Source organism: Comamonas sp. FG99, assembly GCF_057808605.1.
In genome coordinates, this window is the sequence record NZ_JBMDII010000003.1 from 69,232 (window position 1) to 90,531 (window position 21,300).

18 protein-coding genes are annotated in these 21,300 nt (G+C 69.4%); 10 read left to right on the top strand and 8 right to left on the bottom strand.

The window, feature by feature from the left end; all coding sequences use genetic code 11:
- Positions 1-40 precede the first annotated feature (40 nt).
- The 8 genes from ACODRX_RS03065 to apaG form a co-directional block, all read right to left on the bottom strand.
- Positions 41-562: a CinA family protein gene (locus ACODRX_RS03065; RefSeq protein WP_488869573.1), complete on the bottom strand. Its 522-nt coding sequence runs from the start codon at positions 560-562 to the stop codon at positions 41-43.
- Positions 559-1,113: a phosphatidylglycerophosphatase A family protein gene (locus ACODRX_RS03070; protein WP_488869574.1), complete on the bottom strand. Its 555-nt coding sequence runs from the start codon at positions 1,111-1,113 to the stop codon at positions 559-561. The genes ACODRX_RS03065 and ACODRX_RS03070 overlap by 4 nt, the downstream gene beginning before the upstream one ends.
- Before the next feature lie 32 nt (positions 1,114-1,145).
- Entirely contained in the window at positions 1,146-2,801 is a 1,656-nt protein-coding gene (locus ACODRX_RS03075; protein ID WP_488869575.1) for a DUF4139 domain-containing protein, read from the bottom strand.
- Between the two features lie 82 nt (positions 2,802-2,883).
- A complete protein-coding gene (locus tag ACODRX_RS03080; protein WP_488869576.1) occupies positions 2,884-5,562 on the bottom strand; it encodes a PepSY domain-containing protein in 2,679 nt (892 codons plus the stop codon).
- Between the two features lie 152 nt (positions 5,563-5,714).
- A complete protein-coding gene (locus tag ACODRX_RS03085) occupies positions 5,715-7,847 on the bottom strand; it encodes a TonB-dependent receptor family protein (RefSeq protein WP_488869577.1) in 2,133 nt (710 codons plus the stop codon).
- A 253-nt stretch (positions 7,848-8,100) separates the two neighbouring features.
- Positions 8,101-9,081 (bottom strand): thiamine-phosphate kinase, encoded by a 981-nt coding sequence (gene thiL, locus ACODRX_RS03090; protein ID WP_488869701.1) that lies wholly within the window; start codon positions 9,079-9,081, stop codon positions 8,101-8,103.
- Positions 9,082-9,085: 4 nt separating this feature from the next.
- Positions 9,086-11,218, bottom strand: coding sequence for a site-specific recombinase (locus ACODRX_RS03095; RefSeq protein WP_488869578.1), 2,133 nt, complete (start codon positions 11,216-11,218; stop codon positions 9,086-9,088).
- Positions 11,218-11,628 carry a Co2+/Mg2+ efflux protein ApaG gene (apaG, locus tag ACODRX_RS03100; RefSeq protein WP_488869579.1) on the bottom strand — a complete coding sequence of 137 codons (411 nt, stop codon included), beginning with the start codon at positions 11,626-11,628 and terminating at the stop codon, positions 11,218-11,220. Before apaG ends, ACODRX_RS03095 begins: the two co-directional genes overlap by 1 nt.
- Positions 11,629-11,657: 29 nt before the next feature.
- On the opposite strand from apaG, the gene rpe reads away from it, so the two are divergent.
- The 10 genes from rpe (at position 11,658) to ACODRX_RS03150 (ending at position 21,237) form a co-directional block, all read left to right on the top strand.
- The gene (gene rpe, locus ACODRX_RS03105; RefSeq protein WP_488869580.1) at positions 11,658-12,338 is read left to right on the top strand and encodes a ribulose-phosphate 3-epimerase; all 681 of its coding nucleotides are present in this window, start codon (positions 11,658-11,660) and stop codon (positions 12,336-12,338) included.
- Positions 12,335-13,021 (top strand): phosphoglycolate phosphatase, encoded by a 687-nt coding sequence (gene gph, locus ACODRX_RS03110; protein ID WP_488869581.1) that lies wholly within the window; start codon positions 12,335-12,337, stop codon positions 13,019-13,021. Before rpe ends, gph begins: the two co-directional genes overlap by 4 nt.
- A 215-nt stretch (positions 13,022-13,236) precedes the next feature.
- Positions 13,237-14,514, top strand: a complete 1,278-nt coding sequence (speE, locus tag ACODRX_RS03115; protein ID WP_488869582.1) for a polyamine aminopropyltransferase — start codon at positions 13,237-13,239, stop codon at positions 14,512-14,514.
- A gap of 251 nt (positions 14,515-14,765) precedes the next feature.
- A complete protein-coding gene (gene trpE / locus ACODRX_RS03120; protein ID WP_488869583.1) occupies positions 14,766-16,265 on the top strand; it encodes an anthranilate synthase component I in 1,500 nt (499 codons plus the stop codon).
- On the top strand, positions 16,262-16,606 hold the full coding sequence (locus tag ACODRX_RS03125; RefSeq protein ID WP_488869584.1) for a chorismate mutase: 345 nt from the start codon (positions 16,262-16,264) through the stop codon (positions 16,604-16,606). The genes trpE and ACODRX_RS03125 overlap by 4 nt, the downstream gene beginning before the upstream one ends.
- A gap of 10 nt (positions 16,607-16,616) precedes the next feature.
- Positions 16,617-17,192, top strand: a complete 576-nt coding sequence (locus tag ACODRX_RS03130) for an aminodeoxychorismate/anthranilate synthase component II (RefSeq protein WP_488869585.1) — start codon at positions 16,617-16,619, stop codon at positions 17,190-17,192.
- 102 nt (positions 17,193-17,294) lie between these two features.
- Complete coding sequence (gene trpD / locus ACODRX_RS03135; protein ID WP_488869586.1) at positions 17,295-18,329, top strand: anthranilate phosphoribosyltransferase; 1,035 nt, start codon at positions 17,295-17,297, stop codon at positions 18,327-18,329.
- Positions 18,330-18,339: 10 nt separating this feature from the next.
- The gene (trpC, locus tag ACODRX_RS03140) at positions 18,340-19,140 is read left to right on the top strand and encodes an indole-3-glycerol phosphate synthase TrpC (RefSeq protein WP_488869587.1); all 801 of its coding nucleotides are present in this window, start codon (positions 18,340-18,342) and stop codon (positions 19,138-19,140) included.
- Between the two features lie 4 nt (positions 19,141-19,144).
- Positions 19,145-19,810 carry a response regulator transcription factor gene (locus tag ACODRX_RS03145; RefSeq protein WP_488869588.1) on the top strand — a complete coding sequence of 222 codons (666 nt, stop codon included), beginning with the start codon at positions 19,145-19,147 and terminating at the stop codon, positions 19,808-19,810.
- 41 nt (positions 19,811-19,851) lie between these two features.
- The gene (locus tag ACODRX_RS03150) at positions 19,852-21,237 is read left to right on the top strand and encodes a sensor histidine kinase (RefSeq protein ID WP_488869589.1); all 1,386 of its coding nucleotides are present in this window, start codon (positions 19,852-19,854) and stop codon (positions 21,235-21,237) included.
- Positions 21,238-21,300: the final 63 nt, after the last annotated feature.

Consider the following 21,300-nt stretch of genomic DNA (forward strand, 5'->3'; position numbering starts at 1 on the left):
CCTGTCGGCCGGATCTGACAGGCCGGCAGGAGCGCTCTTGTCAGCCGCAGGCCGCCATGTGCTCCAGCAGCCGCTTGAGCGCATGCACCACCGTGGCCTGGCGGATGGCGGCGCGATCGCCCTCGAAATGCATGCATTCGCTGAAGGTCTGCCCCGCCACCTGCCAGCCGAACCAGACCGTGCCCACCGGCTTGGCGGCGGTGCCGCCGTCGGGCCCGGCCACGCCGGTGACGGCCACGCTGGCCTGGGCCCGGGAGTGCGCGCATGCGCCCTGCGCCATGGCGCGCGCCACCGGCTCGCTGACGGCGCCATACTCCATGACCATGTCGGCGGGCACGCCCAGCATGGCCGTCTTGGCCTGGTTGGAATAGGTGACGAAGCCGCAGTCCAGCCAGGCGCTGGAGCCCGGCCGCTCGGTGCAGGTGCCCGCGATCAGGCCGCCGGTGCAGCTCTCGGCGGTGGCCAGCAGCCAGCCCCTGCGGGGCAGGGCCTCGGCCAGCTGCGCCACATAGAAGGGCGCGGGATGATCGCCCTTGAGCAGCAGTGAAGCAGTGGTGTTCATGTGAAATGCCTCCACAGCGCGATGACCAGCAAAGTGCAGAACGCGGCCACCAGGTCGTCCCAGATGATGCCCCAGCCGCCGCGCCAGCCCAGGCCCTTGAACATCTGGTCGGCCCAGCGCACCGGCCCGGGCTTGAGCGCGTCGAAAAAGCGGAACAGCGCAAACGCCGCCGCCTGGCCGGCAAGGCCCATGGGCATCGCCAGCCACAGCACCAGCCAGAAGGCTACCACCTCGTCCCATACCACGCTGCCCGGGTCGGCCACGCGCAGGTGGCGCGCGGTGGCGGTGCAGGCCCACCAGCCCAGGGCGATGGCGGCGGCGATCACCATGCCGATGGCGCGCGCGGACAGCCAGTGCTGCATCACCAGGTAGGCCACCCAGGCCCACAGCGTGCCCACCGTGCCCGGCGCCAGCGGACTCAGGCCGGCGCCAAAGCCCAGCGCCACCCAATGCAAGGGGTTCTCCAGCATGAAGCGCGCCGTGGCGCGGCGCGGCCCCTGCGCCGGCGGCTCGGCGCTGGGCTCCAGCAATTCGAAAGCTTGCTCACTCATGCCCGGGATGATAGAGGAGTCCGCCGGCCGCGCTATTGCCGCTCGTCAATCTGGGCGTCCTGCGGGAAGCGGATCTGGTGCCGTGCCTCGAAGCGCGCGCTGTCCCCGGCGGCCAGCTCCTGCTGCCAGGCGATCATGCCGGGCTGCTCGTTCCAGCGCAGCGTGGCGGGCTGCGGCTGGTACTGCGACTGCACGCTGATCCGGTCGTTCTTCGCCACGGGCGCGGCATCCAGCACTTCGAGCCGGATGCTGCGCTCGTGGCGGTTCTGGACTTCGAAGCGCCGCGCCACTTGCCGCTCGGTGCTGCTGCCAATGAAGCCGGCGCTGCCCGCGCTCTCTTCGGGCGGCAGCCTGCGCACCACCACGCGCTCGTCGCGGCCGAACGAGAGGCCGCGGGCCAGGCCGGCGGCATTGCCGAAGTCGAGCCGCCCCTGGCCCACGAAGGCGCCGTCGCGCAGCAGCACCGCGGTGCCGGCGGGCCATACACCGGCAGGCGGCTGCAGCTGCGCCACCAGGTAGGCGGCTTCTTCCGCCGCGGGCGCGGCACGCGTGAGCAGCGTGGCCGGCAGGCCCTGCGAGCCCAGCGACAGGGTCACGCGCTCGCTGCTGGATGGCACGCTGATCTTGTAGGGCACCGCGAACTGGGTGGCATAGGCGGTGTCGATGGCGGAGACATCAAGCGCCGGCGGCGCGTCGCCGGCCTCGGCCATCTTGCCGCGGGCGCGCTCCAGCAGCATGGGGGCCGCGGCGGCCACGGGCGCGGGCGCCGCCGTGGGGCGGGGGCGCTCGATGTCCAGCGTCCAGGGCCGCGGCAGGGCGCCCTGCGTGCTGCGGGTGGGTTGCCCGGTGGACAGCAGCAGCTGCACATGGCTCCAGTCCTCGCCGCTGTTTTGCGCCACCAGCGCCTGGCGCTCCAGCTGCACCACGCCCTTGGCGCTGTCCAGCTGCGCGCGGTAGACGGGCTGCCAGCCGGGGCCGCGCACCTGGTAGTTCAGCTGCACCGTGGCCTCGCTCGCGGTGGCGAGCTGCACCGTCACCTTCATCACCTGCGAGCGGGCGTTGGCGGTGCGGTCGCGCTCCTGCCGCAGCGGCTTGAGCTGCTCCAGCAGCGCCTCTTTTTGCCGCAGCGTCTGGTGGGCGCGCAGGCTGTTATCGCGGCTGGCGGAGCGCAGGGCATTGCTGGTGGCACCGATCTGGCTGGCGGCGGGGCCGGGGTTGCCGCTGCCATGGCCGTCGGCGGGCTTGGCCACGCCCTGCAGATAGTCGCCCACCAGCTTGGCGGCGGCCTCGTCGGCATCCAATGCGGCCAGCTGGTCTTCGAGGCTGCGGATCTGCTGCTCCAGCGGGCTGGCGCAGGCCTTGCCCGCCAGCTCGCGCGGCTGCAGCAGGATCTTGATGTCGCCGATGCGCACGCCCGCATCGGCGCTCACCTGCAGGCTTTGCTGATCGATGGAGGCGGGCAGGCAGTCGAGGCTGAGCTGGCGCGCGCCCGCCGCCACGCGGGCCGTGCGCTCCACCGCAGCGACGCCGGGGTAGACCGTGACCCTGGTGATGGGCGCCTGGGCGCCAGGCCCGGCGGCCGGTTCAGCCGCGGCCGATGCGGGCAGCGCGAGCGCCAAGGCCAACAAGGCCGATGCCGACTGGCGTGCCGGGGTGGTCGGTGCGAGCATGGAAATGCGGTGCTTCATAAGCCAGGCACCATAGCATGGCGGGTGCCGCCAAGTTGTGTTCAATTCTTTCGCCGCCGCCGCTGGCGGCGGGCGTGGGCGCTCAATAGACATCCCGCCGGTAGCGTCCCGATGCCGCCAGCTCTTCCATCGCTGCCGCGCCGAGCATCTCGGTGAGCACGGCATCCACGTCGCTCGCCATGCCCTGGAAGCTGCCGCATAGGTAGAGGACGGCGCCGCGCTCCAGCCATTCGCGCATGGCCCCGGCCTGCGCGCGCACCACATGCTGCACGTAGCGCAGCTGCGGGGCGCTGCCGCCCTGGGCCTGCGGGTCGCGCGAGTAGACGAAGTCGGCGCGCCGCAGATGGCCTTGCGCGAGCCATTGCCGCGCCTCGGCCTCGGCGTAGCCGTCGTGCGCGCGCTGGCGCTCGCCGAAGATCAGCCAGTTGTCGTTGCGGCCCTTGGCAATGCGGTCGAGCAGGTGGCCGCGCAGCCCGGCATAGCCCGAGCCGTTGCCCAGGAAGATCGCCGGCAGCGCGGGATTGTCGTGCGGTGCGAACGACGGGTTCTCGACCAGGCGCAGCAGCACCGTGCCGCCCAGCGGCGCATGCTCGCTGAGCCAGCCCGAGGCCAGGCCCAGGCGGGCCGGCTGGCCAGGTGTTTCCACCTGCATCTGGCGCACGCACAGGCGCAGGTGGCCGTCCTGCGGCAGCGAGGCCAGCGAATAGCTGCGCGCCGGCAGCGGCTGCAGCTGCTCGGCCAGGGCTTGTGGCGCCGGCCAGGAAGCATCCTCGGGCAGCTCGCTGGCCGCCAGTGCGTCGCGCAGCGGCACGCTGGCGCCATGCCAGCGCACCGGCGCGGCGCCATCGAGCTGGCGCGCCTGCAGCCAGGCATCGACCGCCTGCGCCGCATGCTGCGGCCAGATCTCGACCAGCGCGCCCGCCTGCCAGTGCAGCGTTGGCGTGGCTGTGGCCGGCAGGTCCAGCTCAATCTGGTAGAGCGGCCTGCCGACGCTGCCCGGGTTGCAATGCAGGCGGCTCTTGAGCCGGCCGCGGTGGAATGCCGCTTCGGGCTCCGCGGCGCTGCCGCCGCCGGCGGCATGCAGCTCCTGCAGCCCGGCGGTGCCCCAGTGGCGGCCCAGTGCTGCGCTCCAGGCCTGCCAGGCGGCATCGTCTTCGCCGTCCATGGCGATGGTGGGGAACAGGGGCTGCGCGCCCAGCTGCTGCAGCTGCGCCGCCAGCGCCAGGCCAAAGCCGCAGAACTGCGCATACTGGCGGTCGCCCAGGGCCAGCAGGCCAAAGCGCTGCCCGGCCAGGGGCTTGCCCTGTCCCTGTTCCGTTCCCTGCTCGATTTCCTGCTCCGCAGCCTGCCGCAGCAGGCGCGCGAACCGCCGGGCCGCGTCGGGCGGCTGGCCCTCGCCAAAGGTGCTGGCAACCCACAGCACCCGGGCATGGCGCTGCAGCTGCTCCATGTCCAGTGTGGCTGCCGGCACCAGCTGCGCGGCCAGGCCGGCGCCGCGCAGGCGCGCGGCGGTGCGCGCCGCCAGCTGCTGCGCGTGGCCCGATTGGCTGGCATGCACCACCGCAATGGCCTGGCCCGGGTCGTCGCCGTGGCCCGCTCCCGCTCCATCGGCCAGCGCCTGCTGGGCGTGGGCAGCGGCGCGCGCCTTGCGGCGGCGGTCCAGATACAGCATCCAGCCGGTGATCGCAAACAGCGGCAGCATCAAGGCGGCCACGGTGACGATGATGCGCCCGGCCAGCCCGAAGTAGGAGCCCAGATGCAAAGGGTAGATCGCCAGCAGGGCGCGGCGCCCTGCGGGCAGGTCGGCGAAGCGCTCGTCGCGCTGCACCGCGCCGTCCAGGCCCAGGCTGAGCTGGTTGCGCGCGCGCTCGTGCGGGGCAGCGGCATCGAACCAGCTGAACTGCAGCGGCTGCCCGGCGCGCTGCGGCAGGCGCAGCTGCGCAAACTGCCAGCCCGGCGCCTGGCGGGCGAAGCCGGCCCAGGCCGGCTCCAGCGCGGCGGCGCCAAGGGGCGGCGGGGGCGACTGCCTGGCGGCTTGCTGGGCGGCGGAATTCTCGGCCCGGGCCGCGGCGCGCGATGGCGCACCCAGCCAGCGGTCAACCGGGGCGCGCACCGCGTTGAAGGCCCAGTACGCGCCGGTGAGCGTGAACATCAGATACACCACCAGCGCCCAGGTGCCGGCGACCGAATGCAGGCCCCACAGGAACGGGCGCCCCTGGCGGCGTACATTGAAGGTCAGCCAGGTGCGCCAGGACAGGGGCTTGGCCGGCCAGCGCAGGTACAGGCCCGACAGCGACAGGCCCAGCAGGCACAGCGACAGGGTGCCGGTGATCGGCTTGCCATCGTCGCGCGGCAGCAGCAGCCAGCGGTGCAAGTGCTCGACCCATTCAAAAAAGGCCTGGCCGCGCTGCTGCGGCAGGCGTGCACCGGTGTACGGGTCGAGAAAGACGGTTTCGCCGCGGCGCTGCCCGGGCCCGGGTGCAAAGCTGGCCAGGGCGCTGCGCCCGGGCTTGGCAAAGACGGTGATGCGCTCGATGCGGCGCTGCTCGCCCGAGGCCTGCACCGCGCCCACCAGCTCGGGCGGCGTGAGCGCGGGCGCCTGGCGCGGCGGCACGCTGGCCGTGCCGGGGTTGAGCCAGTCCAGCACCTCCTCGTGGAACGAATAGAGCGCGCCCGACAGGCCGATCACCATCAGCACCGTGCCGGCGGTGATGCCCACCAGCCAGTGCAGCTGGAACCAGATGTTCTTGAAACTCCACATGCTGCGCTCTCGTGCCTGTGCTGTTGTTCCCTCTGCCCATAAAGCGCAGACTCAGAAGTCCATTGCCATGCAAGGCAGGGTCTGCGCAAGGCGCATCCGACACCTCGTCGCGAACGCAAAAGCCTTCGGTTCCTGAGCTGCGTTGGCTGGTGTCAGAATGCGTAGCGGCCCTGGACATAGAAGGTGCGCGGCGCACCCACCATGCGGCCGGGGTTGCCGTCCACATTGCGGGTGTAGTAGCGCTTGTCGGCGATGTTGTTCACGCCGACCATGATCTCGCTGCCCTTGTAGTGGGGCACTTTCCAGCTGAGCTGCACATTCCACAGGCGAAAGCCCGGGATGCGGCCCACATTGGCATTCGCCGATTCGGCCTCGGTATTGGCGAGGTCGGAGTACTGGCCGCTCTGGTGGGTGCTGGAGAGGTTGAGGCCCCAGGCATCGCGCTCATAGCGCACGCCGACGGTGTCGGTGTTGCGCGAGTAGAAGGGCACGTCCAGGCCTGCGGTGGCGCCGGACTTCTGGATCGCCTTGGTATAGGAGTAGTTGCCGTACACGCTGGTGCCCGCCAGCGCGCCGCCCTTGTCGAAGCTGTACTCCAGCGCCAGCTCTAAGCCCTGGTGCTTGGTGGCGCCGATGTTGGCGAAGGTCGCGGGCGTCACGCCGGGGATCTGCAGGATCTGGTTGTCGAAGCGCATGTCGAACAGCGCCGCTTCCGCGCGCCACTGCTTGTCTTGCCAGCGCGCGCCGATTTCCTTGGTCTTGGCGACCTCGGGGCGCAGCGGGTTGGCGGCGGTCTGCGAGTTCAGCTGGATGTTCTGCACCGGCCCGAACGAGGTGGTGTAGTTGGCAAACAGCGTCAGCGCCGGGTTCAGCAGGTACGACACGCTGATCGACGGCAGCCACTTGTTGTTGCGCGTGTCGAAGCTCTGCGCGCCCGAGCGGTCGTCGCGCTCGGACTTGATGTGCTCGAAGCGCACGCCGGGGGTGATGCGCCACTGGCCGATGGCGATGCGGTCGTCGATGTAGGCGGCATGCGCGTCGGTGGCATTGTCGAACGAGGTGGTGGGGCCGAATGCGCCGGAAGACAGGGTCTGCAGATAGCTGTTGTCGTCGCCGCGCTCGCGGATGTAGCGGTAGCCCACGGTCACGTCGTTGGTGCTCGGGCCCAGCGTGAAGCGCTGGGTGTAGCGCGGCTCTATGCCCAGGGTCTGGTAGTTGCGTGGCTGGTAGTTCAGCTGGGTCCGCGCGGCATTGATCAGGCGGCTGGAGCGCGAGCTGTCGTTGTAGTAGGCGCGGATCTCGAACTCCTGGGTGTCCGAGATGGTGTTGATGTAGCCCAGGTCCAGGCCCTTGCGCTCGCCGTCCCACATGTCCGTGGGGCGGGTGTTCTGGAAGGGGTTGGCCTGGTATTGGGCCACGCTCAGGCCGCCGGGGGTTTTCGAGCGCACGTCGTAGTACGAGAACTTGCCATACACCTCGGAGCTGGGGCTGAGCTCATAGCGGAACTTCAGCGCCAGGTCGTTCAGGTGCTCGTCGCTGTCCTTGCGCCATTCGGAGCCGCTCATGCCCGAGTACATCAGCGCCCAGCCCAGGCCGCTGTCCAGCTGCGAGCCCAGGAAGGTGCTGTAGAGCGTATTGTTCTCGCCGCCCTTGCCGAAGCCGTTGTAGCGCACGCTGACGTCGCCGCTCAGCTCCTTGCTGGTGGGAATGGAGCGGGTCTTGAAGTTGATGATGCCGCCCACGTTCTGCGGGCCGTAGCGCACGGCGCCGCCGCTGCGCACCACGTCGATCGATTCGATATTGGCGAGGCTGACCGGCGCAAACGACAGCTGGGGCTGGCCATAGGGCGCGACCGCCAGCGGCACGCCGTCGAGCAGCACGGTGGAGCGCGGCGAGTAGCGGCCGGTCAGCCCGCGCACGCCGATGTTCAGCGAGATCGCGCTGCCGGCGGTGCCCGAGTTGTCGCTGCTTTGCACGCCGGGGATGCGGCGCATCACGTCGCCGATGCTGGAGGCGCCGGTGCTCTCGATCTGCTGCTTGTCCACCACCGTTCTGGCGCCGGCAAAGGTCTTGAGCTGGTTCTGCAGCCCGGTGCCCAGCAGGTCGCCCGACACCTGGATGGTCTCCAGCGTAGGGGTCTCCTCGCTGGCGCTGGCGGCGTCGGCAGCGGTGGTGTCTTGCGCCGCCGCCAGCGCAGGCCAGCCAAGCCCCGCCAGAATGGCGAGCGCCAGCCTACGGGGGCGCAGCACGCCGGCCGCCTGATGTGCAGAGAAAGGGGTTTTCATGGTGTTTGGCAATGGCGCAGGACAAGCGTGGGCCCGGGAGGATGCGGGTATCCGCGGCGGGCACATGGCGTTTCTCGGATGAGAGTGCTCCCGATAGCCGGTGAAGCAAAGTGAATGATAATGAATTTTATTTGTATTTTTGCTGCTTCAGCCAGGCGACGGTCGGCGCACTGTTGCGAAATCCATGAAACGGCTTGGCGCAGGCCGGGCCTGCGCCCTTTTCGCCGGCGCCGGTGGTTTGCTGCCGCGCCGCTCAGGCGTTTCCGAAATGATCGAACGAAGCGGGGCGCTGCGCCAGCGGCAGCCCCTGGCCGTCCACCAGGCGCAGGCCGGGCGTGCCATCCACCGTGCCGATGCGCGTGACCGGCACGCCGGCCTGCCGTGCGGCCGCCCGTACCGCTTCGCGGCGCGCGGCGGGGGCGGTGAAGGCGAGTTCATAGTCGTCGCCGCCGGCCAGGGTGCACTGGTGCAAAAGCTCCGGCGGGAACTGGCTGCCGCCCGCCGCGAAATGGGCGCGGGCGGCCAGCAACTGCGCAATGGCCGCTGCATCCAGCGTGGCGCCCACGCCGCTGGCCTTCAGGATGTGGCCGAGATCGCCGGTGAGGCCGTCGCTCACATCCAGCGCGCTGCTGGCGATGCCGCGCAGCGCCAGGCCCAGCGCCACGCGCGGCGTGGGGCGCTCCAGCCGCTGGCGCGCTGAGTGCAGGGCCGCGGCGGGCAGCTCGATGTGGCCGAACAGGGCTTCGAGCGCCAGGCGCGCATCGCCCAGCGTGCCGCTCACATAGATATCGTCGCCCGGGCGCGCGCCGCTGCGCAGCAGGGCCTGGCCGGCCGGGACCTCGCCGAACACGGTGATGCAGATGTTGAGCGGGCCCTGCGTGGTGTCGCCGCCAACCAGCTCGCAGCCATGCTCGTCGGCCAGCGCCAGCAGTCCGGCGGAAAAGCCGGCGAGCCAGGGCTCGTCGACCTGCGGCAAGGCCAGCGCCAGCGTGAAGGCCAGCGGCCTGGCGCCGCAGGCGGCGAGATCGCTGAGGTTCACCGCCAGCGCCTTGTGGCCCAGCGCTGCGGGCTCGACGTCGGCAAAGAAATGGCGGCCTTGCACCAGCATGTCGCTGGAGATGGCCAGCTGCATGCCGGGCCGCGGCGCGAGCAGCGCGCAGTCGTCGCCCACGCCCAGCACCGCCTGGCGGGTCGGGCGCGTGAAGTAGCGCGCGATCAGGTCGAATTCGCCCATCTGCCTACCCATGCTCGCCCACCGCGCCGGCGCTGCTGCCGTGAGCTGCGGCCTTGCGGGGCCGGATCGGCAGCAGGAAGCTGAACGGGCGCCTTAGCAGCCGTGCCAGCAGGGCCCGGTAGATATGGCGGCGCTCCACATTGCTCACGTTCTGCGCGCGCAGCGCGAGGCGGAAAGCGCAGTAGAAGCTGATGATGATGTTCATCGCCCCCATCAGCGGCAGCGCCGCCACGGCCAGCCAGAAGCCCGGCAGGTGCAGCACCGGCAGGCCGAGGCTGGCCGCCGCCGCGCCGATCTGGCCCGAGGCGAGCGTGACGTGGCGGATGTCGATGGGCAGCCCGAAGAACTGCGCGAACACCGGGATCAGCCCCAGCATGAAGCCCAGCGAGATGTTGGAGGCAAAGCCCGAGATGTTCTCGCGCATGAAGCGCCCCCAGCGCGCCGCGCGCGCCTTGCCCAGCCAGCGGGTGAAGCGCGGGTTGTACTGGATGGCGGAGTCGAGGCGGCGCAGCACGAACCAGTTCTCCGTCCAGCCCGCGATGATGCTGGAGGCGAACAGCAGCACGCCGGTGAAGGCCGCGTACAGGACCGACGGGCCCAGGATGCTGAGCGACTGCAGCGTGTACTCGGCGGTGTGCGTGCCGATGGCGGGCTGGCCCGCCAGGCGGGCATACAGCAGCGCCAGGGCCAGCACGGCGGGAAACACCACCAGCACATTGCCCAGCACTGCCGCCACCTGCGAGCGCACCAGGAAGCTCACCTCGTCGACGAAGGCCTGCACGCCTTCCTCGGTGTTGCCCGAATCGCGCAGCTTGGCGGCCATGGCCGGCGCGGTCATCGCCGGCTGCTTGGTGGCCACGGTGAAGTGCAGCAGCTGGATCAGCACGAAGCTGAGCGCATAGTTCACCCCGGCCAGAAAGCCTGCCCAGAAGGCCGAGATGGCAATGGCGTGCAGCGCGAACTTGATCAGCGTGGTGAAGGCCATCACCAGGCCGCCGCCGCTGGCCTTGCGCACCATGCGGCCGTAGTCGCCCTTGTCGCGCGTGATGTAGTGCTCGCCGGTCTCGGCGCTGCGCTCGGCCACCTTGGCCGCCAGCAGCGAGGAGTTCGACGCGATCAGCGCCTTGACGCTCTGGCGCTCCTGGCCCACCACGACCAGGTGGGCAAAGAACTTGGCGGTGATCACGCCGGGGTTGGGGGTGAGCAGGCAGTCCAGCAGCTCGCGCACGCGCAGGATGCGCATGCGCAGCTGCCGCAGGCGAAACACCATGCCCACCGAGATGCCGTTGTCCTCGAAATGGTCGTAGATCGAGGCCACGGCGGCGCGGCAGTCGTCCAGGCTGGTCCGCACCGCCGCCTCGGCGGCCTGCACCTCGGCGGCCTGGGGGCGGTGGTGCAGCATCTCCTTGCGCAGCGCCGCCACATCGCTGATCAGCGTGTAGAAGGGCTGCGTGTTCTTGGCGGTGTCGCTCATGCGCAGGCGCAGCTCGGGCGTGAAGCCCGAGGCCAGGATCTGGCCCGCGCAGTAGGTGACGGCATTGAGCACCAGCAGCTGCCACGGCGAGATGTGCGCGCCGTAGTGGCCGGGCACCGTGTCGCTGGCGGCGCTGGCCGCATCGGCCACGTCGCTTTGCGCGATCTGCGTGGGCACGACCACCGGCGCCTCGATGGCGACGAAGCCCGGCGACAGCAATCGGGCCAGCCGGCTCAGCGTCGCCTCGTCCAGCGCATTGAGCCACTGCGCATCGAAGCGCGTGTGCAGCGCCAGCGAAAACAGCTCGGACGCATCGATGGTCTCGGGCGTTGACGGCAGCAGCTTCCAGCGCAGGCGCTCGGCCAGCTCGTTGAAGAAGGCGGTGCGCGGCGCAAAGCCGAAATCAGCCAGCAGCGCGGTCAGGTCGATGGTCTGCAGCGTCTTGGCCCACCAGGACTGCAGCTTCTGCAGCGCCTGCGGCTGCGCCTCGAAGGCGTCGAGCAGCTGCACCACGCGGCTGACCGCGCCCTCGGCCGAGCGCTGCTCGCCGCGGATCCAGCGGATCGCCTCGATGAGCCACAGGTTGCGCTCGGCCAGCGGGGCCTCCGGCTCCAGCGTGGCGAGCAGCTCGCCCAGCTGGTTGGATGATTTGCCCTTGCGCATCAGTGCAGCACCCGCCCTTGGGGAACCTCGGGCGTCAGCCCGGGCGGCTGGCCGGCATCCAGCGCGAAGGGCGCGATGGCGCACTCGAAGCGCTCGCCGTCCTCGGCCACGCAGAAATAGCTGCCCTGCATGGTGCCGCGCGGCGCCGCCAGGCGGCAGCCGCTCTGGTAGCGGAATGATTCGCCCGGCGCCAGCAGGGGCTGGTGCCCGACCACGCCCAGGCCCTTGACCTCCTGCACCTGGCCGCTTTCGTCCTTGATGATCCAGTGCCTGGCGATCAGCTGCGCGGGCACCTCGCCGCGGTTGCTGACCACGATGGTGTAGGCGAACTGGTAGATCCGGGCCTCGGGCGCGGAGTGCTCGGGCAGGTACTCCGGCGTCGCGGAGACTTCAAACTGGTATTTCGGCATTTGTCAATGGTAACTGCGACAATACGCCGATGAGCTCAACCTACCGCATTGCCCCCTCCATTCTGTCCGCCGATTTCGCCCGCCTGGGCGACGAGGTGCGCACGGTGCTGGCCGCCGGCGCCGACTGGATCCACTTCGATGTGATGGACAACCACTACGTGCCCAACCTCACCTTCGGCCCCATGGTCTGCCAGGCACTGAAGCCGCATGCGCTGCGGCCCGACGGCAGCGCCGCGCCCATCGACGTGCACCTGATGGTGCAGCCGGTGGACGCGCTGGCGGCGGCCTTTGCCGAGGCGGGGGCGGACTACATCAGCTTCCACCCCGACGCATCGACCCATGTGCACCGCAGCATCCAGGCCATCAAGGCCCAGGGCTGCAAGCCGGGCCTGGTGTTCAACCCCGCTGCGCCGCTGGACGTGCTGGACTGGGTGATCGAGGACATCGACCTGATCCTGCTGATGAGCGTGAACCCCGGCTTCGGCGGCCAGAGCTTCATCGACAGCACGCTGCGCAAGATCGAGCTGGCGCGCAAGCGCATCGATGCCTCGGGCAAGGACATCCGGCTTGAGGTGGACGGCGGCATCAAGGAGAGCAACATCCGCCGCGTCGCCGATGCCGGCGCCGACACCTTCGTGGCCGGCAGCGCGATCTTCGGCAAGCCCGATTACCAGGCGGTGATAGCGCAGATGCGGAGTGCGCTGGCATGAGCGGCAGGGGAGCGGCGGCGTTCCAGGCCGCCATCGTCGACCTGGACGGCACCATGGTCGACACCATGGGCGACTTTGCCGAGGCGCTCAACCGCATGCTGGCCGACCTGCGGCTGCCCGCGATCGCGCCGGCGGCGATCGAGCCCATGGTGGGCAAGGGCTCGGAGCACCTGCTGCGCTCGGTGCTCGGGCATGTGCTGGCGCAGGACGATGCGCGCATCGAGGCGCTGTACCCGCAGGCCTGGGAGCGCTACCAGCACCACTACCTGGCGATCAATGGCCAGTATTCGCGGGTCTATGCCGGCGTGGAGCAGGGCCTGGCGCAGCTGCGCGCCCAGGGCCTGCGGCTGGCCTGCCTCACCAACAAGCCGCTGGCATTCGCCGAGCCCCTGCTGCAGGCCAAGGGCCTGCGCCCGTATTTCGAATGCGTGTTCGGCGGCGACTCGTTCGCGCGCAAGAAGCCCGATCCACTGCCGCTGGTGCAGACCTGCGCCGCGCTGGGCAGCCAGCCTGGTAGCACCTTGATGATCGGCGACTCCAGCAACGATGCGCAGGCGGCGCGCGGCGCCGGCTGCCCGGTGTACCTGGTCAGCTATGGCTACAACCACGGGCAGCCGATCCGCGCGGTGCCGGCCGACGGCTATGTGGACTCGCTGGCCGAAATCTCGCTGCCGCGCGGATAGCGGTAGCGGGTAGGGCAAGGGGAGGGCGCAATATCGCACCTGGGTGTGCGTTATTGCGCGCGGGCTAGCATCGTGGGTTGACCGCTGCCGCGCTGCATCCTTGGTGCCCGCGGCGCCGCGGGCGGGCCACGCCTGCCCCTTTCCATTCACCTGCGAAGACCTGCCGCCTGCCACCCTCGCTGCCCGGGTCTTCCCATCACAAGGAACTCCAGACGATGGATGGACTGCACCTGACCGCCGACCTGTACCGCTGCCAATGCGACGCCGCCCTGCTGCTCGAAGAAAAGCCGCTGGCGCAGCTGTGCACCGAGCAAACCCGCGCAGCGGGCCTGACCCTGGTGGACGACAGCTGGGTCAAGTTCCCGCCCTACCAGGGGCAGCCCGGCGGCGTGACCGGCATGGTGCTGCTGGCCGAATCGCACCTGGCCATCCACACCTGGCCCGAAACGGGCAACGTGACGCTGGACGTCTATGTCTGCAACTTCTCGGCCGACAACTCCGGCAAGGCGCGCCAACTGCTCGAAGCGGTGGTTGCCGCGTTCCGGCCCGAGCGCATCCAGCGCCAGCAGCTGCAGCGCGGCGACATCAGCGCGGCCGGCTCCGCTGGTGAGCAATGGGTGCAGGAGCGGCTGACGCCATCGAGCGCCTTCAGCTTCCGCGCCCGGGTGCTGCAGCGCCGCCAGACGCCGTACCAGCAGATGGAGCTGCTGCAGTCGCCGGCCTTTGGCCGCATGCTGCGCCTGGACGGCCGCTTCATGACCTCGGAGAAGGATGAGTTCTTCTACCACGAGGCATTGGTGCACCCGGCGGCCATCGCGCACCCCGCGCCCCGGCGCGCGCTGATCATCGGTGGCGGCGATGGCGGCGCGGCCGAAGAGCTGCTCAAGCACCGCTGCATGGAGCGCGTGCTGCTGGCCGAGCTCGATGCGCAGGTGGTGGACGCCGCGCGCGCCCACCTGCCGCAGGTGCACCGCGGCGCGTTCGACGACCCGCGCCTGGAGCTGCGCATCGGCGATGGCCTGCAGCTGCTGGCGCAGACCGACGAGCGCTTCGACCTGGTGCTGATGGACCTGACCGATCCCGACACCCCCGCCAGCCCGCTCTACACGCCCGAGGCGCTGCTGCGCATGAAGCGCGTGCTGGCGCCCGGCGGCGCGGTGGTGCAACACCTGGGCAGCCCGGTGTTCCATGCCGACCAGGTGCGGCAGCTGGCCGCCAGCCTGCGCCAGGTGTTTGCCCAGGTGCATTGCTACGGGCTCTACATTCCGCTGTATGGCGCGTACTGGGGGCTGGCGGTGGCGTCGGATGGCCTGCAACCCGTGGCCCTGGGCGCTGCCGCGGCGGCGCAGCGGCTGGCCGAGCGCGGCGTGGGCGAGCTGCAGTTCTACAACGCCGAGCTGCACCCGGCGCTGTTTGCGCTGCCCACCTACTACCGGCAGCTGGTGGCCGAGGCCACGCCGGCAAAGAGCCAAATCCCGGATTTGGCGCTCTAGATCGGAATCGGGCCTGAATCGTTTGCTACACTAGCCGCCATGTTCATCCATCAAGCAGTCATTGCAGGTCGTTCGCACCGGGGAGCCTGGCCCTGGCGTAAGCCTGCGCATGCGACCGTTTGATTGCCGCTGGGTGACACGCCCCAGCGTGCGCCCTCGGTCATGCCATGAGGCATGGCCTTTCCAATGATGAACTGCAGCGCACGATACGCACACATCCAGCGTGCGCTGCCCTAGCTGGGGACGACTTCGTGATCACCGAACTCGAATTCAAAAGTCTGGCCGACCAAGGCTACAACCGCATTCCGCTCGTCGCCGAAGCCTTCGCCGACCTGGAAACTCCGCTGTCGCTGTACCTGAAGCTGGCGCACACGCATGACGACGGCAAGCACAGCTTCCTGCTCGAATCCGTGGTGGGCGGCGAGCGCTTCGGGCGCTACAGCTTCATCGGCCTGCCCGCGCGCACCCTGCTGCGCGCCAGCGGCTTCGGCAGCTTCGCCAAGACCGAAGTGGTCACCGACGGCGCGGTGGTGGAGACGGCATCCGGCAATCCGCTGGATTTCATCGCCAGCTACCAGCAGCGCTTCAAGGTGGCGGTCAGCCCCGGCCTGCCGCGCTTTTGCGGCGGCCTGGCCGGCTATTTCGGCTACGACGCGGTGCGCCACATCGAGAAAAAGCTCGAGAACTCCTGCCCGCCCGACAGCCTGGGCACGCCCGACATCCTGCTGCTGCAGTGCGAGGAGGTGGCGGTCATCGACAACCTCTCGGGCAAGCTCTACCTCATCGTCTACGCCAACCCGGCCGAGCCCGAGGCCTATTCGCGCGCCAAGAAGCGCGTGCGCCAGCTCAAGGAGCGGCTGCGCTACTCGGTGAGCGTGCCGCAGATCAAGGCGGGCGAAAGCCACCCGGCCCAGCGCAGCTTCGCCAAGGCCGACTACCTGAAGGCGGTGGAGGAGGCCAAGGAGCTGATCGCCGCCGGCGACTTCATGCAGGTGCAGGTGGGCCAGCGCATCCACAAGCGCTATACCGAAAGCCCGCTGAGCCTGTATCGCGCGCTGCGCTCGCTCAACCCCAGCCCCTACATGTACTACTACCACATGGGCGACTTCCACGTGGTGGGCGCCAGCCCCGAGATCCTGGTGCGGCACGAGCGCGTGGAGGGCGGCGAGAAGGTCATCATCCGCCCGCTGGCCGGCACCCGCCCGCGCGGCGCCACGCCCGAGAAGGACCAGGCCGCCGAGGTCGAGCTGATCAACGATCCCAAGGAGCGCGCCGAGCACGTGATGCTGATCGACCTGGCGCGCAACGACATCGGCCGCATCGCCAAGACCGGCAGCGTCAAGGTGACCGAGGCCTTCGTGGTGGAGCGCTACAGCCACGTGATGCACATCGTGAGCAATGTCGAAGGCCTGCTGCAGGACGGCATGAGCAGCATGGACGTGCTCAAGGCCACCTTCCCCGCCGGCACGCTGACCGGCGCGCCCAAGGTGCACGCGATGGAGGTCATCGACCGGCTGGAGCCGACCAAGCGCGGCATCTACGGCGGCGCGGTGGGCTACCTCAGCTATGCCGGCGACATGGACCTGGCGATCGCCATCCGCACCGGCGTGATCAAGGACGGCATGCTCTACGTGCAGGCCGCGGCCGGCGTGGTGGCCGATTCGGTGCCCGAGCTGGAATGGAGGGAAACGGAACACAAGGCGCGCGCGCTGCTGCGCGCGGCCGAGCTGGTCGAGGAGGGACTGGAATGACGCGCGAGAACCGAGAGGGCGAGGCCCGCGCCATCGACAAGGTCGAGCACTGCGCCAGCATGGCCGAGGTGCGCCGCCATGTGAACGCGCTCGACGACGTGCTTGTGCCGCTGCTGGTCGAGCGCGGCGGCTACATGACGCAGGCCGCCCGGGTCAAGAACGATCCCGGCCTGGTGCGCGACGAAGACCGCATCGAGACCATCGTCGCCCGCGTGCGCGAGCGCGCCGTGGCCGAGGGCGGCCAGCCCGAGCTGATCGAGGCCATCTACCGCGGCATGATGGAGGCCTACATCGCCTACGAACACCGCGAACTCGCCCGTTTGCAATCCGGACAGAACTAGGAGCGGAGCCATGAAAAAGCTCTTGATGGTCGACAACTACGACAGCTTCACCTACAACATCGTGCAGTACTTCGGCGAGCTGGGCGTCGAGGTGGTGGTGGTGCGCAACGACGAGACTTCGCTGGAGGCGATTGCCGCGCACCGGCCCGACTGGCTGGTGATTTCGCCCGGCCCGTGCTCGCCCGCCGAGGCCGGCATCTCGGTGCCCGCGATCAAGCATTTCGCCGGCAAGCTGCCCATCCTCGGCGTATGCCTGGGCCACCAGGCGATCGGCGCGGCCTTCGGCGGCAAGATCGTGCGCGCGGTGCAGCAGATGCATGGCAAGACCAGCGTCATCACCACCACGCAGCAGGGCGTGTTCGCCGAGCTGCCGCGGCAGTTCACCGTCAACCGCTACCACTCGCTGGTGATCGAGCGTGCCAGCTGCCCCGAGGTGTTGGAGATCACCGCCACCAGCGAGGACGGCGAGATCCAGGGCGTGCGCCACCGCGAGCTGCCGATCCAGGGCGTGCAGTTCCATCCGGAAAGCATCCTGACCGAGCACGGCCATGCGATGCTGAAGAACTTCCTCGACGGCAAGCATTGAAAACCATAGCTGCTAGCGCAGTACCTGTAACGATTTCGATATAAAAACTATTTTAAATTCAAAGTGGATCAGTGCTAGCAGCTATCAAATAAGAGAAACATCATGAGCCAGATCACCCCTCAGGAGGCGCTGCAGCGCGCCATCGAGCACCGCGAGATCTTCCACGACGAGATGCTGCACCTGATGCGCATGATCATGCGTGGCGAGCTCTCGCCGGTGATGACCGCGGCCATCACCGCCAGCCTGCGCGTGAAGAAGGAAACCATCGGCGAGATCAGCGCCGCCGCGCAGGTGATGCGCGAGCTGTCGACCAAGGTGAGCGTGGCCGACCGCAGCCACATGGTCGACGTGGTGGGCACCGGCGGCGACGGCGCCAGCACCTTCAACATCTCCACCTGCGCCATCTTCGTGTGCGCGGCGGCGGGCGCCAAGGTCAGCAAGCATGGCGGGCGCAGCGTCTCCAGCAAGAGCGGCAGCGCCGATGTGATGGAGGCGCTGGGCGTGCACATCGGGCTGGCGCCCGAGCAGATCGCGCAGTGCATCGCCGACGTGGGCATAGGCTTCATGTTCGCGCCCAACCACCACCCGGCGATGAAGAACGTGGCCCCGGTGAGAAAGGAGCTGGGCGTGCGCACCATCTTCAACATCCTCGGGCCGCTCACCAACCCCGCGGGCGCGCCCAACATCCTGATGGGCGTGTTCCACGAAGACCTGGTCGGCATCCAGGTGCGCGCACTGCAGCGCCTGGGCGCCGAGCATGCGCTGGTGATCTACGGCCGCGACGGGCTCGACGAGATCAGCCTGGGCGCCAGCACCCTGGTGGGCGAGCTCAAGGACGGCGTGGTGCGCGAGTACGAAATCCACCCGGAGGACTTCGGCATTCCCATGGTGGGCACGCGGGCTTTCCGCGTCGACACGCCCGAGCAGTCGCGCCAGATGCTGCTCGACGTGCTGGGCGGGGCCCAGGGCCCGGCGCGCGACATCGTCTGCCTGAATGCGGGCGCGGCGCTGTATGCGGCCAACGTGGCGGACTCGATCGCCGACGGGCTGGCGCGCGCGCGCGCCGCCATCGACAATGGCGCGGCCAAGGCCAAGCTGGAGCAACTGGTCGTGCGCACCCATGAGCTTGCGGCCTGAGGAAAAAGCAATGTCCGACATCCTGAAGAAAATCTGTGAAGTGAAGGTGCAGGAAGTGGCCGCGGCGCGCAAGAAAATGCCGCTCGAAGCCATGCGCGCCGATGCCGAAAGCCGCGTGCTCACGCGCGATTTCGAGGGCGCGCTGCGCGCCAGGATCGCCGCCGGCCAGGCCGCGGTGATCGCCGAGATCAAGAAGGCCAGCCCCAGCAAGGGCGTGATTCGCGCCGACTTCGTCCCCGCGGACATCGCGCAAAGCTATGCCGAGGGCGACGGCAAGACCAGCGCCGCCTGCCTGTCGGTGCTGACCGACAAGCAGTTCTTCCAGGGCTCGGTGGACTACCTGAAGCAGGCGCGCGCCAGCTGCGGCCTGCCGGTGCTGCGCAAGGACTTCATGATCGATCCCTACCAGATCTACGAGTCGCGCGCGATGGGCGCCGACTGCGTGCTGCTGATCGCCGCCTGCCTGGAGGATGGGCAGATGGCCGAGCTCGAAGCCATTGCGCGTAGCCTCGACATGGCGGTTCTGGTCGAGGTGCACGACGGCGCCGAGCTGGCGCGCGCGCTCAAGCTCAAGACCCCGCTGGTGGGCATCAACAACCGCAACCTGCGCAATTTCGAGGTCAGCATCCAGACCACGCTGGAGCTGCAAAAAGACGTGCCCGCCGACCGCCTGCTGGTGACCGAATCGGGCATCCTCGCGCCGGCCGACGTGAAGGCCATGCGCGACGCCGGCGTCAATGCCTTCCTGGTGGGCGAGGCCTTCATGCGCGCGCCCGAGCCCGGCGAGGCGCTGGCCGCGCTGTTCGGATAAAGCCATGCGCGTGCTCATCGTCGAAGACGACCCGGCGCTGCGCCTGGCGATGGAGCGCATGCTCCAGGCCGAGGGCTGGCAGGTCGACGTGGTGACCGACGGCGAATACGCGCTCGCGGCCACTGCCACCGAGCGCTACGACGCAGCGGTGCTCGACCTGGGCCTGCCGCGGCGCGGCGGCATCGAGGTGCTCAAGGACTGGCGCAGCCAGGGCAACGACATCGCGGTCATCATTCTCACCGCCAGCGACGGCCTGCAAAGCCGCGTGCAGGGGCTCAATGCCGGCGCCGACGACTACCTGGGCAAGCCCTTCGAGCCCGAGGAGCTGGTGGCGCGGCTGCGCGCGGTCACCCGGCGCAAGTCGGGCAATGCCAGCAACCTGCTCAGCGCCGGCCGCCTGGTGTTCAACACCGATTCGCGCGAGCTGCACGCCGGCGAGCAGCGCCTCGCGCTCAGCCCGCGCGAGGCGGCGCTGCTGGAGCTGCTGATGTCCTCGCCGGGCAGCGCCATCCCCAAGAACCGCATCATCTCCGCCATGTCCAGCTGGGAAAGCAATTTCAGCGCGAACGCGGTCGAGATCTACATCCTGAAGCTGCGGCGCAAGCTGGCCGATGCCGGCGTCACCATCACCACGGTGCGCGGCGTCGGCTACGCACTCGAAGTGCTGTGATCCCCCGGGTGCTCGCCGAGGTCGGGCGCACCTGGAGGCGCATGGGCCCCAGCCTGTCGCAGCGCCTGCTGGTGCCGGTGGTGGTGCTGTGGGTGGTCTGCGCCGCGCTCGCCGCCGGGGCGGCCTACCTGTTCAGCGGCCGCAGCATGTCGCTGACCTACGACCGCCTGCTGGCCGACGACGCGCATGCGCTGGCGGCGCAGCTGCGCTGGCAGGACGGGCGCGCGAGCTTCAACGCCAGTAAGGAGATCGCGGACTACCTGGTGTTCGATTCGCTGTCGCACAGCCGCTATGCGGTGCGCACGCAGCAGGGCCGCAAGCTGGTGGGCGACCTGATGCTGGATGTGCCCGACGCACTCAAGGCCGGCACGAACGCCACGGTGTTCTTCGACGCCGAATCCAAATCCGGCATAGCGCTGCGGCTGGTGGCGCAGCGCCTGCAGCCCGCGCCGGGCGACGAGGCGGTCTGGGTGCTGGTGGCCGAATCCAAGGCCAAGCGCCAGCAGACCAAGGACCAGATCGCGATGGCGATCTTCCTGCCGGCGGCGCTGGCCTGCTTCATCATCGTGCCGCTGGTCTACCTGGGCATACGCCGGGGCCTGGAGCCCACGCGGCGGCTGTCGGCCGAGGTGGCGCGCCATCGCGGCGAAGACCTGTCGCTGCTGCCGGTGGACGATGTGCCCGAAGAGCTGCGCGACATGGTCGAGCACACCAACTTCCTGCTGCGGCGCCTGCAGGTCTCGATCGACGAGCAGCGCCGCTTCATCGCCGATGCGGCGCACCAGCTGCAGACGCCCATCGCCGGCATCCGGCTGCTGGTGGGCGACATGCTGCGCGTGCAGCGCGCCGATCCCGGCCAGCCGGTCGATGCGCAGGTGCTGGGCCAGCTCGACGAGGTGGCCACGCGCGGCGCGCGCATGGTCAAGCAGCTGCTGGCCTACACCCGCGCGGGCGAGGCGCAGCTGCACGAAGACCTGGTGTTCGACGCCGCGCCCGTGGTGGCCGAGGCGGTGCAGCGCTGGCAGCGCCCCGCCCAGGCCGCGGGCAAGCGCCTGGCGCTGCAGGGCACGCTGCCCGCGGCGCCGGTGGCGGGCTCGCCCACGCTGCTGGGCGAGGTGGTGTCCAACCTGGTCGACAACGCCATCCGCTATGGCGGCCGCAGCATCCTGGTGGAGCTGCGCTGCAGCGCGGCCGAACTGCACATCGAGGTGCTGGACGACGGCGCGCCGCTGCCGCCGGCCACGCGCGAGCAGATGTTCCTGCCGTTCTGGCGCGGCGGCCACGGCTATGCCGAAGGCTCGGGCCTGGGCCTGTCCATCGCCCAGCGCATCATCCGCCGTATGGGGGGCGAGCTGGCGCTGCTGGAGGCGGCCGCGCCCGGCGGCACCTGCCTGCGGATTGCGCTGCCGCTGGCGGCAGGCATATAGGAATTTATATCTATATCTATCAATAATGATTTAGAATTCGTTAGATATTGATCAATACGGAGG

What these genes read in the sequence shown, in the direction of transcription:
- ACODRX_RS03065 (WP_488869573.1), bottom strand. Translation starts at nt 562, where the DNA reads ATGAACACCACTGCTTCACTGCTGCTCAAGGGCGATCATCCCGCGCCC.
- ACODRX_RS03070 (WP_488869574.1), bottom strand. Translation starts at nt 1,113, where the DNA reads ATGAGTGAGCAAGCTTTCGAATTGCTGGAGCCCAGCGCCGAGCCGCCG.
- ACODRX_RS03075 (WP_488869575.1), bottom strand. Translation starts at nt 2,801, where the DNA reads ATGAAGCACCGCATTTCCATGCTCGCACCGACCACCCCGGCACGCCAG.
- ACODRX_RS03080 (WP_488869576.1), bottom strand. Translation starts at nt 5,562, where the DNA reads ATGTGGAGTTTCAAGAACATCTGGTTCCAGCTGCACTGGCTGGTGGGC.
- ACODRX_RS03085 (WP_488869577.1), bottom strand. Translation starts at nt 7,847, where the DNA reads ATGAAAACCCCTTTCTCTGCACATCAGGCGGCCGGCGTGCTGCGCCCC.
- thiL (WP_488869701.1), bottom strand. Translation starts at nt 9,081, where the DNA reads ATGGGCGAATTCGACCTGATCGCGCGCTACTTCACGCGCCCGACCCGC.
- ACODRX_RS03095 (WP_488869578.1), bottom strand. Translation starts at nt 11,218, where the DNA reads ATGCGCAAGGGCAAATCATCCAACCAGCTGGGCGAGCTGCTCGCCACG.
- apaG (WP_488869579.1), bottom strand. Translation starts at nt 11,628, where the DNA reads ATGCCGAAATACCAGTTTGAAGTCTCCGCGACGCCGGAGTACCTGCCC.
- rpe (WP_488869580.1), top strand. Translation starts at nt 11,658, where the DNA reads ATGAGCTCAACCTACCGCATTGCCCCCTCCATTCTGTCCGCCGATTTC.
- gph (WP_488869581.1), top strand. Translation starts at nt 12,335, where the DNA reads ATGAGCGGCAGGGGAGCGGCGGCGTTCCAGGCCGCCATCGTCGACCTG.
- speE (WP_488869582.1), top strand. Translation starts at nt 13,237, where the DNA reads ATGGATGGACTGCACCTGACCGCCGACCTGTACCGCTGCCAATGCGAC.
- ACODRX_RS03125 (WP_488869584.1), top strand. Translation starts at nt 16,262, where the DNA reads ATGACGCGCGAGAACCGAGAGGGCGAGGCCCGCGCCATCGACAAGGTC.
- ACODRX_RS03130 (WP_488869585.1), top strand. Translation starts at nt 16,617, where the DNA reads ATGAAAAAGCTCTTGATGGTCGACAACTACGACAGCTTCACCTACAAC.
- trpD (WP_488869586.1), top strand. Translation starts at nt 17,295, where the DNA reads ATGAGCCAGATCACCCCTCAGGAGGCGCTGCAGCGCGCCATCGAGCAC.
- trpC (WP_488869587.1), top strand. Translation starts at nt 18,340, where the DNA reads ATGTCCGACATCCTGAAGAAAATCTGTGAAGTGAAGGTGCAGGAAGTG.
- ACODRX_RS03145 (WP_488869588.1), top strand. Translation starts at nt 19,145, where the DNA reads ATGCGCGTGCTCATCGTCGAAGACGACCCGGCGCTGCGCCTGGCGATG.
- ACODRX_RS03150 (WP_488869589.1), top strand. Translation starts at nt 19,852, where the DNA reads ATGGGCCCCAGCCTGTCGCAGCGCCTGCTGGTGCCGGTGGTGGTGCTG.